The sequence below is a fragment of the Rhizobium herbae genome (assembly GCF_017873135.1).
Classification (GTDB): domain Bacteria; phylum Pseudomonadota; class Alphaproteobacteria; order Rhizobiales; family Rhizobiaceae; genus Pararhizobium; species Pararhizobium herbae.
Map to the genome: position 1 here is coordinate 41,452 of NZ_JAGGJV010000013.1, position 15,015 is coordinate 56,466.

The 15,015-nt window shown below is 57.3% G+C and carries 14 protein-coding genes; 9 read left to right on the forward strand and 5 right to left on the reverse strand.

What is annotated here, in order from left to right; all coding sequences use genetic code 11:
- Window position 1: 1 nt before the first annotated feature.
- The 4 genes from J2Z75_RS27375 to J2Z75_RS27390 are packed head-to-tail and all read right to left on the reverse strand — an operon-like array spanning window position 2 to window position 3,416.
- A complete protein-coding gene (locus J2Z75_RS27375; RefSeq protein WP_209856911.1) occupies window positions 2-1,384 on the reverse strand; it encodes a glycosyltransferase family 4 protein in 1,383 nt (460 codons plus the stop codon).
- Window positions 1,377-1,607, reverse strand: a complete 231-nt coding sequence (locus tag J2Z75_RS27380; RefSeq protein ID WP_209856913.1) for a hypothetical protein — start codon at window positions 1,605-1,607, stop codon at window positions 1,377-1,379. Before J2Z75_RS27380 ends, J2Z75_RS27375 begins: the two co-directional genes overlap by 8 nt.
- Window positions 1,604-2,737 (reverse strand): acyltransferase family protein, encoded by a 1,134-nt coding sequence (locus J2Z75_RS27385; RefSeq protein ID WP_209856915.1) that lies wholly within the window; start codon window positions 2,735-2,737, stop codon window positions 1,604-1,606. The genes J2Z75_RS27380 and J2Z75_RS27385 overlap by 4 nt, the downstream gene beginning before the upstream one ends.
- Window positions 2,718-3,416, reverse strand: coding sequence for a Crp/Fnr family transcriptional regulator (locus tag J2Z75_RS27390; protein WP_209856917.1), 699 nt, complete (start codon window positions 3,414-3,416; stop codon window positions 2,718-2,720). Before J2Z75_RS27390 ends, J2Z75_RS27385 begins: the two co-directional genes overlap by 20 nt.
- A 215-nt stretch (window positions 3,417-3,631) precedes the next feature.
- Between J2Z75_RS27390 and J2Z75_RS27395 the strand changes: the two genes are divergently transcribed.
- The 8 genes from J2Z75_RS27395 to J2Z75_RS27430 all read left to right on the forward strand — a co-directional run bounded on the left by J2Z75_RS27395 (window position 3,632) and on the right by J2Z75_RS27430 (window position 12,454).
- Window positions 3,632-4,351: a sugar transferase gene (locus J2Z75_RS27395; protein WP_327791304.1), complete on the forward strand. Its 720-nt coding sequence runs from the start codon at window positions 3,632-3,634 to the stop codon at window positions 4,349-4,351.
- Between the two features lie 70 nt (window positions 4,352-4,421).
- Window positions 4,422-5,945: a hypothetical protein gene (locus tag J2Z75_RS27400; RefSeq protein WP_209856921.1), complete on the forward strand. Its 1,524-nt coding sequence runs from the start codon at window positions 4,422-4,424 to the stop codon at window positions 5,943-5,945.
- Window positions 5,938-7,677: a GumC family protein gene (locus tag J2Z75_RS27405; RefSeq protein ID WP_209856923.1), complete on the forward strand. Its 1,740-nt coding sequence runs from the start codon at window positions 5,938-5,940 to the stop codon at window positions 7,675-7,677. The genes J2Z75_RS27400 and J2Z75_RS27405 overlap by 8 nt, the downstream gene beginning before the upstream one ends.
- Window positions 7,678-7,691: 14 nt before the next feature.
- Window positions 7,692-8,327 (forward strand): methyltransferase domain-containing protein, encoded by a 636-nt coding sequence (locus J2Z75_RS27410; protein ID WP_209856925.1) that lies wholly within the window; start codon window positions 7,692-7,694, stop codon window positions 8,325-8,327.
- Between the two features lie 3 nt (window positions 8,328-8,330).
- Window positions 8,331-9,251 carry a glycosyltransferase family 2 protein gene (locus tag J2Z75_RS27415; RefSeq protein ID WP_209856926.1) on the forward strand — a complete coding sequence of 307 codons (921 nt, stop codon included), beginning with the start codon at window positions 8,331-8,333 and terminating at the stop codon, window positions 9,249-9,251.
- Between the two features lie 125 nt (window positions 9,252-9,376).
- Complete coding sequence (locus J2Z75_RS27420; RefSeq protein WP_209856928.1) at window positions 9,377-10,525, forward strand: acyltransferase family protein; 1,149 nt, start codon at window positions 9,377-9,379, stop codon at window positions 10,523-10,525.
- Complete coding sequence (locus tag J2Z75_RS27425; protein ID WP_209856930.1) at window positions 10,473-11,396, forward strand: class I SAM-dependent methyltransferase; 924 nt, start codon at window positions 10,473-10,475, stop codon at window positions 11,394-11,396. Before J2Z75_RS27420 ends, J2Z75_RS27425 begins: the two co-directional genes overlap by 53 nt.
- Window positions 11,345-12,454, forward strand: coding sequence for a glycosyltransferase (locus J2Z75_RS27430; protein WP_209856931.1), 1,110 nt, complete (start codon window positions 11,345-11,347; stop codon window positions 12,452-12,454). The genes J2Z75_RS27425 and J2Z75_RS27430 overlap by 52 nt, the downstream gene beginning before the upstream one ends.
- 56 nt (window positions 12,455-12,510) lie before the next feature.
- Here the strand turns inward: J2Z75_RS27430 and J2Z75_RS27435 are convergent, their stop codons facing one another.
- Window positions 12,511-13,332 (reverse strand): glycoside hydrolase family 16 protein, encoded by an 822-nt coding sequence (locus tag J2Z75_RS27435; protein WP_209856933.1) that lies wholly within the window; start codon window positions 13,330-13,332, stop codon window positions 12,511-12,513.
- 116 nt (window positions 13,333-13,448) lie between these two features.
- Between J2Z75_RS27435 and J2Z75_RS27440 the strand changes: the two genes are divergently transcribed.
- Entirely contained in the window at window positions 13,449-15,014 is a 1,566-nt protein-coding gene (locus J2Z75_RS27440; RefSeq protein ID WP_209856935.1) for a lipopolysaccharide biosynthesis protein, read from the forward strand.
- Window position 15,015 lies beyond the last annotated feature (1 nt).

The window sequence follows — 15,015 nt, forward strand, 5'->3', positions numbered from 1 at the left end:
CTCATGCTCCCGCGAGCAGATTTAGATAGTGGTCTATAAGAGCGTCGCGCCATTCCTCCGGAGAGGTGGCCAGTTGCGTTGCTCGGTTAAATGCCCTTTCACTCATCGCCTGGATGTCGACACGAGGCATCTCGGCGAGATGTCGCAGCGTCGCGGCAAATATGGGGGATTTCGACGTGTCGCAGGCTATTGCAATTCCGGCGGCAGCCATCTCGTCAGCAAGATAGGCCTTGTCGGAGAGGATGACCGGGACGCCACTCTGGGATGCCTCAACGGCAACCAGGCCAAAGGGCTCGGGATAACGTGTCGGCATAAGCAGCGCGCGTGCCCTGCGGACATGTTCTGCGATTTGGCTGTGGCTTTGCCAGCCGAGGACCTGAACATTCTCGCCGTAACCGGAAAGGCGCTCCTTCAGCGGGCCATCGCCTATGATAGTGAGCGTCACGCCTGCAGCTGCGGCTGCTTTGACGGCATCCTCGATGCCTTTTTCAGGCTCCAGCCGCCCAATGAAAAAGAACTCCGAATTGTTCTCGACGCAGATGCGCTCCTTCCGATAGGGAATTACCGGATTCCTCAAGGTATGAAGCATTTCAGCCGGATAGCCGGACCGTTCAAATGCCGGTGCCATCTTCTCGTGCAGAAGAAGAACGCGCCGGGAAGAGGCGCCCTTTCGAAGAAGAATCGAACGCAATCGGGCAGAACGGCCAGCGCGCCACAATTTCTGCCCATAGCTACGCTTGTCGCAGCGGCTGGCCATGCAACGGGGACCGAGAGGACGGCACTCGCACGGTGTCTGCGAAGGGTAGTTGTAAAACGCGCCGTTCGGGCAGGCGAGAAAGAAATCGTGCGCGTGAAGGAGGCTCCGCCCGGCCACGCGCGAAAGAGCGACGAATATCGCCGGCGACATGATTTTCGACCAGCCATGGACGTGGTAGACCGTGCTGACTGTATCGTGCGCGTCGATCCAGCGTTCAAGCATCACTTTTGCGTCGGCATTGTGGATCCCCGTCACCAGTGCGCGCCTGCGGTCCCCCGTCAGAATGTGTTCGCCCCCAAGCGCCAAGATCTCGACATCGAGCGCAGCCAAATCGGGATTTTCCCCGTCGTCTCCGCAGACATAAGTGACCGGAATGCCCAGTTGCCGGAACAGTCGCACCGACAGCAAAGCCAACCCTGTACCGCCGCCTTTGGCGATCGAAAGGTCGTTGATAACGACGATACGGTCGATGGTATTTTCGCCGTTTTTCCGGCTGTTCTGCGCGGCATCGCTCTCCCTACGCGTAGCATTGCCGGCGCTTGGCAGCGGCAACACAGCTGAAACAAATCCTTCGGCGCGTAGCGCTGGTTCTACTCTTTCGACTGCGGAGAGGGAAAATTCACACATTGGCAGCTCCGGGCGTCTTCACGACACATTGCGGGACTGCCGCCGCGGGCTTTCCCGGAGATGTTGCAATTGCGGTGACCGAACGCCACGCCGGCAGCATGATGATCAGCGTCGGGTTAGCGCTGCCCGCGGCTACGACGGCGCGGATGTTCCAGCGCGAGACATCGTCGTCTTCCGAAGATCCGTTAGTGTATTTCCAACTGTCCAAGGGCTGCGCGATCATGACCGCCCCCCATATCTTTGCCCCCGGCTGTCGTCGCCGAACCCGGCGAACCCGGCGAGGCCGAGACTGTCCATCAATCTCAGCGCGAGCAAAGGACCGGATAGTCCTGCCACCGTACCCGCTGCGAGAAGCACGGTGGCATCGGTGACGCCGAGATGGACCATTGCCAAGCGCGCGGCGCCGATAAACGGGACGTGCATGCAGAAAATGGCCAGCGTTTCCGACGAAATCGTCAGGACTGCAGTGGGAACCGTCCAGTTCTGGATTTCTGTGACCAGATAACAGGCACTGAGAACGGCTGCGCTTGCGCTGAGTGCAGCAAGCGTTCCGACCGCTGAATGATAGGATAGATCCAGCTCTGTCAGTACGATGACAGCGGCGAGGAAGCAGACCGTCATAAGAATTGCGAAGGCGCCGACGAACTTAGTAGGGGGCCTCCACCTCACCGGGAGGCTCGCATCATTGGACAAGACTGACGGGGCAAGAAAGAAGCCGGTTGCAAAATATAGTTGGTGCTCACCAAATCTGACGAACTGCAATCCTGCGCCGGTCTGATGATCGCTCAGCCAAAGAAGATAGATCAGGTGAATGACAAAAGACCAAAACAGCATTTTGTCGGGCGTGAAACGCCAATATTCGACAGCTAATCCAGAGGCAAGCATGCAAAGAAGCAGGGTGTACAGAAACCAGAAGATGCTCACGGGTTGAAGTGGCAAAAGCAGAATGCCGGCCAGCGCATCGCCCGGACTGACGGGCGTATTGGCCAAATTTGCAGCCAGGACGATAAGCCCAAGCAATACAATGGACCAGACCAGGCAAGGCTGTACAAGCCGAAGCGTGCGCGCCTTCCAGGAAAGCATGAACGGACGTCGCCCGATCGACTGGGCAAAAAGCAGTCCGGAGATCAGGAAGAAGAGCGGGATATGGAAACTGTAGATGACACGATCGAAGTCGTCCGCCGTTGCGCCTGGCATTATGCCGGCGGCCACAAGCCCGCGTTCCGTATGGCCGACAACGACCAGTACCAGGGCAACAGCACGGGCGAGGTCTATCCAGGTCTGGCGCGGCGTGCCAACGAGCCCGTCGCGTCTCCCAGCGAGAACCCTGGCGTCAGCAGATCGCGTATTCATGGAGCGCTCGCGGATTGGTGATGGTGATCGTGCCTGGTGATAGATCAACTATTCTGCTGCGTTCCCACTCCCTCAGGCATCTGTTCACCTTTTCGCGCGATGCCGGCAACATCGACGCCAATTCGTGCTGGGAGATGTTGATTTTGTTTGCAACCCGCCCGCATTGGCTTTCAGCGTTGGAAAGTCTCAGCAGCGCGTTGGCCAACCGGGAGGGGATGCTGACCGATGTCAAGCAAAGGAGCCGGTCTTCCAGTTCTTTGACGCGGCGCACAACGTAATAGAGTAGATTCATACTGACTTCTGGATCAGATGCGATTGCATCTTTGACGATCTTTGCGTCCAAGGTCCAGATTTCGCAGTCGGTAAGAGCCTGAACCTCGAATGAAGGCCGGGTTTGCATCAGCACGTCGATCTCGCCAAACACGCTACCTGGCGCCGGCGTGTCGACAACGAACTCGCGCCCATCCATTAAATATGTTAGAGTTTTAACTAATCCGCTATGTATTAGCAGAATATAATTTGATGGTCTGTCGCTCTGTGCGATAATGTCGCCCTTAATATAATTCTTGGCGACCTTCGTCTTAAGAAGCTTTTCGGTTAGATCTTTTCCTAACGTTGAGAAATATTCGCTTTTATCTCGACTGTAACGTCGATCAGTAGTCCCGACAGCATTTAACATGTCGAACTCCCCAAAAAATATTTAGCCTGTCAAAGGGCGGCCACCCCAGTATCTCCTGTGTATTATTGGATTTTTCTTCTGCATTGCCGCATTTTTCTCATAATAGACAGAAAATTGCTGCACTGCATATGACCTTGGTCACAGACAGTTTGGTCGAAATATCGTTTCTTAGTCGGACATCAAAGTAAGTTTTTTGAGAAACATGGGGGTTTCGAGTGGCTAGATATCTCCGGAAGGTTCCCACGCTTGAATCACGTTCGAATGTATTAAATCTCATAGATTCAACGATTTCATCCACAAAGATTACACCTGCCGTTCTTGCGGTCGGAGGCGCATATAAAAGAATTCTGGATATGGCGGTATCAGGCGCTGCCATCGTTTTACTGTCACCAATTCTCGCCACCGTTGCTATCGTGATCAAGCTCTGTGATGGCGGTCCCATCTTCTTCATGCACCAACGCATCGGCTTTGGCGGGCAGCCGTTCACTTGTTTGAAGTTCCGCACGATGAGTGTGGATGCGGAAGCGCGGCTGAGGGAATACCTGCTCGCAAATCCTCTGACGGCGGAGGAATGGAATGCGTCGCAGAAACTGAAGAAGGATCCGCGCCTCACTGCAATTGGCGGGTCCCTCCGGCGGTCGAGTATCGACGAGCTGCCACAGCTTTTCAACGTTCTGCGTGGAGACATGAGTCTGGTCGGCCCCCGACCGGTCGTCGCCGATGAGATGGCCCGGTACGGCCGCGATGTTTCCTATTATCTTTCCGCACGGCCCGGCTTGACCGGCGCCTGGCAGGTCAGCGGCCGAAACGACGTGTCCTATGCGGAGCGCGTACGCCTGGATGTCGAATACTGCGAGACGTGGTCGCCAATGAAGGACGTGCTGATCATGTTGCGGACAATACCAGCCCTGTTTTCAGGACGCGGTTCCTACTGAGGGGCTGCCTCGGCTGCACATAACGCCCCGGCTAGCAGTGAAATCATAACCGACAGCGACAGGCCACAATATGACCATTGAACCGATCGGTATTCTCCTCGCCCTTGCCGGCATCTATACGATGGCGGCAGGTCTGAGCGTGGGAGTGTATTTTCTCTGCATGTGCACGCTTCTGGGCGCGGCGGCGGCCTTGATCCTTCCATCGCTTGGTGGCGCCAACATTCAGCCATCTCATTTCGCATTGGTCTTTATCACCGCGGCAGTCGCCCTGCGTCCCAAGACGCTCGCCGCCTCCTTGTCCTGCCTCAGTTATCCAGGTCCGGGATTTTGGTTCACACTTTTTACGCTCTATAGCGTCCTGACGGCGTTGTTCCTGCCACGGATTTTCGCCGGTGCGACGATCGTCTACTCGCTGGCACGAAACAACGAGATGCACAGGATCTTGAGCACGCCGCTGTCGCCAAGTACCAGCAATCTCACACAAGCAATCTATATGCTCGGGAGCTTTTGCTGTTTTGCGATTGTTGCGGGCTTTGGCCGCCTTGGAGGGATGGCAATCGTCGCGCGTGCCCTCATCGCCACCAGCGCCGTCTGCATATTCTTTGCGGTCGCCGATGTCGCAACCTATTCCACCAACTCGTCAGATCTTCTTTCCATCATTCGCAACGCCAATTACCGGATGCTCAATGACGGGGATATTGAGGGCTTCAAACGGATCGTCGGCTCATTCCCGGAGGCCGGCGCGTTTGGTTATACCGCGCTGGCCTTGTTCACGTTCGTGCTCATGCTTGGTCTTGAAAGCTTTCCCGCCCGATTTCTCGGCGCGCTTGCAAGCGCACTTGCGGTCGCACTCGTTCTTTGCACTTCCACGACCGCTTACGCGGCGAGCGCTGTCACGACGCTGATCGTGCTCATTTTTTGCATCGCGCGAATTTTGCGAAACAATGCGACGTCGCGGCATCTCATCTACGTTGCGGTGTGCCTGTTTGCCCTGCCGCTTCTGGTCATGACCGTAATGTTGATCCCCGCAGTGTGGGAAAACATCAGCAACCTCGTGCACGCTACGGTGACAACCAAGCTGGAGTCGCAATCGGGCGAGGAACGGATGCGCTGGAACGCGCAGGCACTCAACTCCCTCCTCGAGACAAACGGAATGGGCGCCGGCGTGGGCAGTATCCGGGCGTCGAGCTTCGTCGTCGCCCTCCTGGCAAACGTCGGCATTCTGGGAACAATTATCTTCTTCATTTTTCTGCTAAGCCTTGTCCGGTCCGTGCTTCGACGCAATGCTGGCCCAGGCGTGCAGCAGACGGTCGGATTTGCGGCCATGCTCTCTAGCATTGCCCAGGTGACGGCTGCTTCCATTTCTGCCGGTGCGATCGACCTCGGGCCACTTTTTGCAATCACCGCTGGCCTTGCCGCCGCCTATGCGCTTGGGCCGCTGTCCGGGCAAAAGCAGGCGACTGACGAAGGTTCGCCCCTGTTCGCCCTTCCGCAGCCACGGGGCAGCTTCCGGCCAAACGTTGCCATAAACGGTCTTTCGAATTTACGCCGCGAGGCTTTTGCGTCTGGCAATGGAGTGTATCGCCATGAATAGCCGGATGCCCCCTGTTGCGCTCGCCTATCCCCCTTCACCGGCCGCGTTAGTCCGAGAAAGGCCGCTCGACCTGCGCCAGCTCTTTGGCTTCCTTCTATCAAACAGCGCGCTGGTTGCCGTCTTGACCGCGCTTTTCGTCTTGATCGCGCTTGTCTACGTCACCGTTACACCGCCAACGTTCGTATCGAGCGCGCAACTCATGCTCGAGTCACAAAAAGCGACAGCGGCCGATGTCCAGCGCATGTTGGCTGAAGAAGCGCTCGTTGAGGGCCAGATGGAAATCATGAAGTCTGGCGACGTCCTCCAAGCGGTCGTCAAAATATTGGATCTGAAATCGGATCCGGAATTCAAATCGGCGCATCTCCCTGTTGCCGACCTGTTGCGCTCGCTGTTCTCCATCGGCCCGGGCACGGAAAAGGCAGGACTGCAGACAGCGCGTTCGCCGGAAGAGCAGGCGGAAAACTACACCATCGCAACGCTCCGCAGCCGACTTTGGATCCGTCGTGTCGGTCAATCCACGGTTATCGAAATATCGGCGGCATCAAGCGATCCAAGGAAGACTGCCTTGATCGCCAATGCCGTTGCGGAGCAATACATTGCGCAGAATGTGAGGATGAAATCCCAATCCGCCCTGCAATCGAGCGAATGGCTCGCGCAGCGCGTCGCGGAGCTGAGGGAGGCGGTCTTCGCCGCCGATCGCGCCGTTATCCAGTTTCAATCCTCCGGCGACTCTGGAAGCCAGTTCAAATTGACTGAGTTGAAGAGCGTATCGGAAACCTATCGGCGCCTCTATGAGACCTATCTACAGAGTTGGTCGGAAGCCAAGCAGCGGATTTCATACCCGGTGTCCGATGCGATCTTTGTTTCCCGGGCCACTGTTCCCGTCGCAAAGAGCCAGCCGAAGACCATACTCCTGCTCGCCTTCGCATTGGTTCTCGGCTTGAGTTTCGGCGTTGTCGTGGCGATCGTCCGGCATTTCGCCAACCGTCTCATTACATCAGCGGACCGCATAACCGCTGAAGCGAGCGTACCGTGCATCGGCGAGGTGTCGCAGGCCAATCGCGTCAAGAAGGGGGCCGCCACCGATCTGCTCCGATTTGATGGACCGGGCCGAAAGCCCGGCACACAGGAATGGTTCGGTCGCGATCTGCGTGACATCAAGGCAACGCTTGGCGGGCTGCGCCGCAACCAGAAGGCCAATCTGATCGGCCTGGTTGGAGCGGAAGCGAAAGCTGGTGCTACGACGCTGGCTTACAATCTTGCCGTTCTTGCCTCTGCCTCGGGCTCAAAGACATTGTTGATCGACGCCTGCGCCACCAATCCGACCCTCAGCAGAGTCTTCGGCGAAGAGAAGGCCACGGGTTTGATGGAACTGCTGAATGATCCCCGCGCCTATGCGGATTTCATCGGTCGGATTGAAAAGCGCCTGACAATTCTGCCGATCGGCTCCTTTCGCGACGTGACACCCGGCGAACGCATCGGCTCGGAGCGCATCGCTTTCAGCTTCGCAGATCTGAAAGAGCGCTTTGATCTCGTTTTGGTTGATCTGCCTTCCATGCCCGAGTCCGCCGACGCGAAGTCGATCGCCCCCTATCTCGATGGGTCGATCGTCGTTGCCCGGTACGGCAAGTCTTCTTTCGACACTCTCGTCGAAGCCGTCGACGCACTACGTGACGTTGGCACCGAGATTTTCGGCGTCGTCCTCAATGCAGTCCCACAGCGAAGAAAATGAAGGAGTCGCGTATCATGAGCCTTATAGAACTCCGCAATCATCCGGAATTGAAAGATCGTCTGAGAAAAACCCTGCAGGCGGTTGGCTACGAAACGGATGATTGGGTCCGCGTCATGATGTATCGCGACGCCTTTGCATTCATTCGCGAACAGGGTCCGGAAAAACTCGACGCGCTGGAGATTTCGGGCGGCGTTCAATGGCGGCGAGAATTCAACTTCAAATCCTACCGCACGACCGAATATCCGGGTTTCGATATTTGCAGCGAAACGCTGCCCCAGAGTTTCGATCTCATCATCGCCGACCAGATATTCGAGCATCTGAAATGGCCGATGCGCGCGGCACGCAATGTCTATTCGATGCTGCGGCCCGGCGGGCATTTTATCATCGCCACACCGTTTCTGCTGCGTGTGCATGCCTCGCCGATCGACTGCAACCGCTGGACCGAAACCGGCCTATCCTGCCTTCTGCAGGAAGCGGGCTTTGCCGAAAAGGACATTGTCACCAAGTCCTGGGGTAACCGCAGTTGCGTTCAGGCGAATTTCAAGCGCTGGCAGAAGGCGGGTTTCCTTGGATCCCTCAAGAACGAACCGAATTTCCCCGTGATGGTCTGGGCCTTCGCCCGCAAACCCCTCGATAGCGCGGAGAAATAAACCATGGAGAACGGTTCCAAACCTTCGAAAAGCCGGGAGCCGGGGTCGGGTCAACTCCGGATCGGTGTCGCGATCGCGACGGCCGGTCGACCCGAGATCGTCGGGAAAACCATCGACCTGATCGCGCTGCAGAGCCGCGCGGCGGACGCAATCCTCGTTTGCTCGCCCAGCGAAGAGGACGTCGACGGGCTATGGGAGGACCGTCCCGGCGTCATCCGTCTCGTCGGTCCGCGGGGATTGCCGCATCAGCGCAATCGACTTGTCGAGGCGGCCGACAATCTCGACATCCTCCTCTTTCTCGACGACGACTTCGTTATGGACAGCCGGTATCTCGCAGAAATCGAGGCGGTCTTCCGCGATTGCCCAGATGTCATTCTGACCACTGGCCGGGTCGTCGCCGACGGAATCATCGGGCCCGGCTTCTCCTTTGAAGAGGCGCGCGCACGATTGTCTGCTCCGACGGCGCCGCCAGCTGGGCGCCTCACCGAAGTCTACAATGGCTACGGCTGCAATATGGCGGTTCGGCTCGAAACCGTGAGGGCCAATGCCTTGAAATTCGACGAGGAGCTGCCCCTTTATGCATGGCTGGAGGATGTGGATTTCAGTCGCAGCATGGCGCCGTTCGGTCGGATCATCCGAGTGGAACAGGCCAAAGGCGTGCATCTTGGCGTCAAGTCGGGACGGCAGAGAGGTGTGCGGCTGGGTTATTCGCAGATCGCCAATCCTTGCTATTTGATCGCCAAGGGCACCTGCTCCTGGAAGAAAGGTCTCTTTCATATCAGCAGAAACCTCGCGGCCAATCTTTACGGTACCTTGCGCGGCGAAAAGGCCGTGGATCGCCCGGCCCGGCTTCTCGGCAATCTGAAAGCCATGGCAGATCTTTTCACACAACGTCTCGCGCCGTCTCGCGCTCTCAGGCTTTAGGGAGTCGTACTGATGGCAATCAGCGGCGAGATCAGACGGTTCGTCTCGGGTTTTCAATCCCGCGGAGCAAGCAATAGAGGAGACCGGCAGTCAATTTGCAGTGCGCGAATCGACGGGGTTTTACGATGAATAGGCTTCCAGCGCTCCAGATTTTGCGCGGCATCGCGGCAAGCTTGGTTGTCCTGGATCATAGCATCCTGCGCCACGCCGAATGGAACGACTATCCCTCGGTCGTGACCGTGGCGGCACAATATTCGGGCACGCTGGGCGTGGCGGTCTTCTTCGTCATCAGCGGCTATATCATGATCCACACGGCCGGAAGCCAATTTGGGCAGCCGGGCGCTGCGACCGCCTTCCTGCGCAAGCGGATCATCCGGATCGTCCCTTTGTACTGGGCTGCGACCATGCTCGAAGTCGCTTTGCGACTGCGCAAGGGTGGCGCGCTTGATCCGCAGCAGCTCCTAGCATCCCTCTTTTTCATTCCTCAGTCCGTCGAGCCGGGAAACTACATGCGTCCCCTTCTGGGTGTCGGCTGGACGCTCAACTATGAGATTTTTTTCTACTGTATGTTCGCTATCGCGCTGTTTTTCAAAAAGCCGGCCGGGCTTGTTCTTCTCTTTTCGACGCTTGTCGGCTTCGTCGCACTCGGCGCAATGTCCAAGTCTCTCACCAATACATCGCAGCCATATACCCTTCTCGGCTTCTGGACCGATCCGATCATTCTGCTGTTTGCCGCCGGCGTTGCAGTCGGGCTCATACCCGAGGCTGCGCGCCGGCAGACAACCGGTATCCATCCCGTCGTAGCCGCTGTCGGGCTACTACTGGCATACGCGGCAGTCTTCTTGTTTGCGGTCGGTTCCTATCCGATCCCGCTGGCTTGGCAGGCGGGCGGCTGGGTATTTTGCATCCTGGCAGTCGGACTATGCGTGCTCGGAAAGCAGAACGGAACGAGCGCCACGGAAAAGATCGGAACGCAACTGGGAGATATTTCCTATGCGCTTTACCTCTTCCATTTCTTCGCAATCGTCGCCGCCGAAAAGATCTGGTGGTTTCTCTTCGGCAAGAACCCGTCGATCCTCTTCATACTCGCGGCATATTTGACGTCGGTCGCCGCGGCCTACGCCATTCATCATTTGATCGAAGTGAATGTGGCGCGTCTTCTTGCGGCGCGCTCCACACGGGCAGAACCCGGATTCCGCCAGGCGGATACGGTCAGTTCGGATGCAATCCCACATCAACATGCGCCAGCGCCGCATCGGTCAGCGCACCTCTAAGGGAGACGGCAACATGCGTCACGCAACCTGGAACGCAATCGAAGGAAATACCGCGGCGATGCGGATCTACCGCTCCTATCGCCAGCTTCCGGAGGGAATACGAGCACCTGCACGCTGGGTCGTGGCGCCACTCTGGCACAGCGCCTGCGCGCTCATCAGGCGAAACGCGGATGATGCCGTGCTCTCCGGCCCGTTTGAAGGCATGAAACTCGATCTCAGCCCGGTCTCGAGCCGGCACCTCTTGGGCTACCTGCTCGGCACGCAGGAGTTGGAACTGCATTCGGTCATCGAAACCGTCATCCGGCAGGAATACAGCACTGTGATTAATATCGGCGTCGCCGATGGCTATTATGCAATCGGCCTCGCGCGCCGTATGCCGTCGACCCAGATCGTCGGGTTTGAGGGACTTCCGGAGCATCACGAGCCTTTCTGGCACACCGCACGGATGAACGGGGTTGCCGACCGGATAAAGATGGAAGGGTTCTGTACGGCGGCAGATCTACAAAATTCGCTGGTCGCAGCCGGTTCGCGCCCGTTCATCCTCTGCGACATCGAAGGCGGGGAGAAAGCATTGCTGGATAACAGCCGCATCCCCGAGCTCAATCAAGCCGACATTCTGGTGGAAACTCATGACGGTCTGGTTCCCGGCTGCAGCAAGGCTCTGCTTCAGCGATTCAGCGAAACGCATGAGATCACGTCGATCTACGCCCGTCCGCGCACGATACGGGATTTCCCATCCCATAAGCTGCCCTTCCTTGCCAAGTGGATACCCGGCACAGCGGTCGAGCTGATGAATGAGCGGCGCACGGGCGTCCAGGAGTGGCTTTTCATGACGCCCCGGGCGCGCAGAGGCAGGGAAATACCTTCATGAGCCTACTTCTTGCCAGCGGAACGCCCCATCTTCCCCAGCTGATCGGCGGCCTGGAGATTAATACGCATCAGGTTGCACTTGAATTGAATGGGCGTGGCCACAGGACTGCTGTTCTTTCCAAGCTGTCACTGCGCGATTTCTTCGGTGCCAGACGCTTTCTGGCGAGCCGTGCAAGGCTTAGCGACATCTCCGTCGATCATTCGCTCGGCTACGAGGTCTATCGTTCCTTGAAGCCCTGGAGTGATCTGCGTGGCCTCGTTCTGCCCAAGGTTGTTGTCGTGCAGAATGGCAACATGGTGCAGATGGGCCGCACATTCCGCAGCAGAGGCATATCCAGCGTTGCCTATCTGCACGGCCTTGAATTCGATACGGGACCGCGCGCCTGGCAGGAAACAACACACGACTTGCCATTTTCGGCCTATATCGCCAACTCCGCTTACACCGCCGCTCGGTTCAAGACCAGATTTGGCATTGAGCCTGCAGTCATCCCACCGATATTCCGGCCTGAACTTTACCGTACGCCGGGCGAGGGCCGTTACGTCACCTTCATCAACCCGGTGGCGGTCAAGGGCGTGGAGTTGGCGCTTGCAGTCGCCGAATTGTGTCCCGACATCCCCTTCCTTTTTGTTCGAGGATGGCCTCTTTCGGCGAAGGCCGAATCCCAACTGCAGAGACATCTCGCTCGGCTTTCCAATGTGCGGATGATCGAGCGCAGCATTGACATGAGGAGCATCTACGCGGAGACGCGGGTGCTTCTTGTCCCGAGCCAATGGGAGGAGACGTGGGGCAGGGTGGTCAGCGAGGCGCAGTTCAGCGGAATTCCAGTTCTCTCGAGCAATTCCGGTGGCTTGCCGGAGTCAGTCGGCCCGGGAGGCATCCTTCTCTGCCGGGACGACCCACCGGCTCTTTGGGCGGAGCAGTTGCGCGTTATGTGGGGCGATTCCGGCGTCTACCGGATGAAACGCGAGGCGACCTTGGCGCATGCAGACCGGCCAGCGCTCGATATTGGCTATCAGATGGATCAACTCATCGCCATTACAGAAAGGGCGGCCGCATGATCCTTGCTCATCCCGGCGCCAAATCTGATTGCCCCGAACCTGTATTGACCACATCCCTAGTCTCCCGGCAGAGACCAGACCCGAACGTAGTCGACCTCCATCACGGACGGGTTGGGCGCGTTGTCGATCGGCCAGCCTGCGCCAAGCCCCAAATCGATCAGGATGGTAAAGGGGTGCTCGAGTTCGCGCGGCGTTGCGATGGACCATACTTCCCGCCTGTCGAAGAAATACCGGATCTGGTTTGCTTCGACTGCGACGCCATAAGTGTGAAAACCAGCGGAGAGGGTACCTTCGTCGACAGGCACCCTCTGGTGAGAACTTTTGCTGAGAGCCGGAGCCTTGCGATCCCAGATGTGCAGCGATGCGGTGTAGCGGCCAGGAAAATGGCCGTAGTGCTCGGTAACATCGACCTCGATGGCTTTCTCTGTGCCGCGGCTTGCGAGCCAAAAGGCCGGCCATACACCTTCACCCGAGGGAAAACGGGCGCGCATTTCGAAGTAACCGTAACGCTGCTTGAACCCATCCCCATTGGAATCTGTGGAGGCGAGCAGGCCGGATTCCCATTTTCCGTTTGCGGTTTTTCGAGCCTCGATCCTGAGTATGCCGTTTCGGGTCGTAAAGGGAAAATCGGGACCAGGATCGGTGAAACGAGCGTCGCCGAAATCGCCGTTCCAGGGTGTGTGAGCAGTCCAGCGCGTGCCGGGGCCACGCGCGGAAACGTCGAGCCAGTCGAAATCCTCATTGAAGGTCAAAACAAAAGACGTGGGGTCGATTGCCTCTGTCTCCGCGGCGACCATCGAAGAAGAAATAACTGGAACGGCTGACGCTGCCGCAATTAAGAAAATGAATATCCGAATTGTTACAGAAATATATGACATTCATGCTCTCCGGTGCTTTAGAAAATATCATAGTTATATACAATCTCTGACAATTTAGATGTATTATTATAGTAGTCAATATATCTTCTAGATAATACTTGAGTGAAGGAGAAATTTTGACTGGTTTTGCAAAACATTCCCTGTACTCAGCTGTCGCTGGACTTTCGACAGTCCTTGCGAGTTTCGTGAGTGGCGTGATCATTGCTAATTCTCTAGGCGTCGATGGTGCAGGCGTTGTCGCTTTTTCCGTGTGGATCGCGCTTGTCATTACTCCGATCATCGACGGTGGAACGGCCCTATGCGTCGGCCGATTTCCGGCCGATTTGAAGGGGCAGAACGATAATACGGCAGCGCGCGCGCTGCCGGGAATGCTTGCACGACGTCTTGTTCTTTACAATTTCCTCGGTGTCGCCGCTCTTGCGGTCTTCTATCTGGTCAGCACCGATGCGGCTTTCGGTTCCGCCCATCCCTTCTTCGGGGATTTGACCGCCGATATTCCGGTCAATATGGCGATTATCGTTGCGATGCTGACATCGCTCCAATCCTTCGCCATGTTCGGCACAGCCTATCTTCGCGGTTCCCAGCATTTTGTCACGCTGGCCGCACTGACCTCGGTTTCGATGGTCGCCCAAATCGGGTGCGTCTACGTAGGTGTGCGTTTTTACGGCGGTCCCGGCGCAATAACAGGCTATGCGGTTGGGCAAATCTGCATTGCCTTCGCAACGCTATGCCTCCTATGGCGGCATGGAACGATCCCCCCGACACTCATCCGGGAGGTACGGCGATACGGGCGGTTTTCCTGGGCCGCCAATGTGTGCAACACCTTTGTCTGGTCGCGCATCGAAATCCTTTTTCTGCAAGCCTTCTGGAGCTATCGGGAAGTCGGATTGTTCAGCGTCGCGCTGGCGCTCTCTGGTCTTGCTTCGCAGGGACCGCTTTTGTTGACGGGCGCGTTTCTTCCCATGCTGGCGAAGAAGCATGGCCAGGAAGACCGGGCTGGCTTGCAATCCGTTTTTGCCAGCGGAACACGCGTCCTTGCTATGCTTGCGTTTCCAGCCTGCTTCGGCATGGCGGCAGTGGTGCCGGTCCTGGTCGGTTTGCTGTACGGTTCCTCATTCGAACCGGCCATCCCAGCCGCGATGATCATCGTAACGGCGGCAGCATTCACCATAACAACAGTCATCGGCACACATCTCGTCAACGCACTTGCGCGGAGCGATTTCATTTTCGTCTCTTCTCTTGTCGGCGCCGTCTTATCAGCCGCCGTCGGCTTTTTGCTTATCCCAAGTTTCGGCCTTGTCGGCGCAGCGGTATCGCGCGCCTTGATTCAGCTTGTTATGATCGGGCTGGGCCTGTGGTTCATAACCACGAGACTGCGGTTTTCGTATCCTTTCAGGCCGCTTCTGCGCATCCTTCTCGCTGCGCTCGTGGCGGCTTTGGCTGCATTCCTCACAGTGACCGCTATGAGCAACCTGCATGGGCTCATTGCCGCCGTTTTTCTTGCCGCGCTGGTCTATCTGGTATGCCTTCGCCTGTTCGGCGCCATGCATGCGGACGATATTTCGTTCGCGCGCCGCTTAAGCGCCTCGTTGCCCAAGCCATTTGGCAGAGCAACCGACATTCTTCTGTCCTTCATCCACCCGACTTCCGGCCGATCCCTGAGATTCACGACCCCGAGGTGAA

What these genes read in the sequence shown, in the direction of transcription:
- J2Z75_RS27375 (WP_209856911.1), bottom strand. Translation starts at nt 1,384, where the DNA reads ATGTGTGAATTTTCCCTCTCCGCAGTCGAAAGAGTAGAACCAGCGCTA.
- J2Z75_RS27380 (WP_209856913.1), bottom strand. Translation starts at nt 1,607, where the DNA reads ATGATCGCGCAGCCCTTGGACAGTTGGAAATACACTAACGGATCTTCG.
- J2Z75_RS27385 (WP_209856915.1), bottom strand. Translation starts at nt 2,737, where the DNA reads ATGAATACGCGATCTGCTGACGCCAGGGTTCTCGCTGGGAGACGCGAC.
- J2Z75_RS27390 (WP_209856917.1), bottom strand. Translation starts at nt 3,416, where the DNA reads ATGTTAAATGCTGTCGGGACTACTGATCGACGTTACAGTCGAGATAAA.
- J2Z75_RS27400 (WP_209856921.1), top strand. Translation starts at nt 4,422, where the DNA reads ATGACCATTGAACCGATCGGTATTCTCCTCGCCCTTGCCGGCATCTAT.
- J2Z75_RS27405 (WP_209856923.1), top strand. Translation starts at nt 5,938, where the DNA reads ATGAATAGCCGGATGCCCCCTGTTGCGCTCGCCTATCCCCCTTCACCG.
- J2Z75_RS27410 (WP_209856925.1), top strand. Translation starts at nt 7,692, where the DNA reads ATGAGCCTTATAGAACTCCGCAATCATCCGGAATTGAAAGATCGTCTG.
- J2Z75_RS27415 (WP_209856926.1), top strand. Translation starts at nt 8,331, where the DNA reads ATGGAGAACGGTTCCAAACCTTCGAAAAGCCGGGAGCCGGGGTCGGGT.
- J2Z75_RS27420 (WP_209856928.1), top strand. Translation starts at nt 9,377, where the DNA reads ATGAATAGGCTTCCAGCGCTCCAGATTTTGCGCGGCATCGCGGCAAGC.
- J2Z75_RS27425 (WP_209856930.1), top strand. Translation starts at nt 10,473, where the DNA reads ATGCAATCCCACATCAACATGCGCCAGCGCCGCATCGGTCAGCGCACC.
- J2Z75_RS27435 (WP_209856933.1), bottom strand. Translation starts at nt 13,332, where the DNA reads ATGTCATATATTTCTGTAACAATTCGGATATTCATTTTCTTAATTGCG.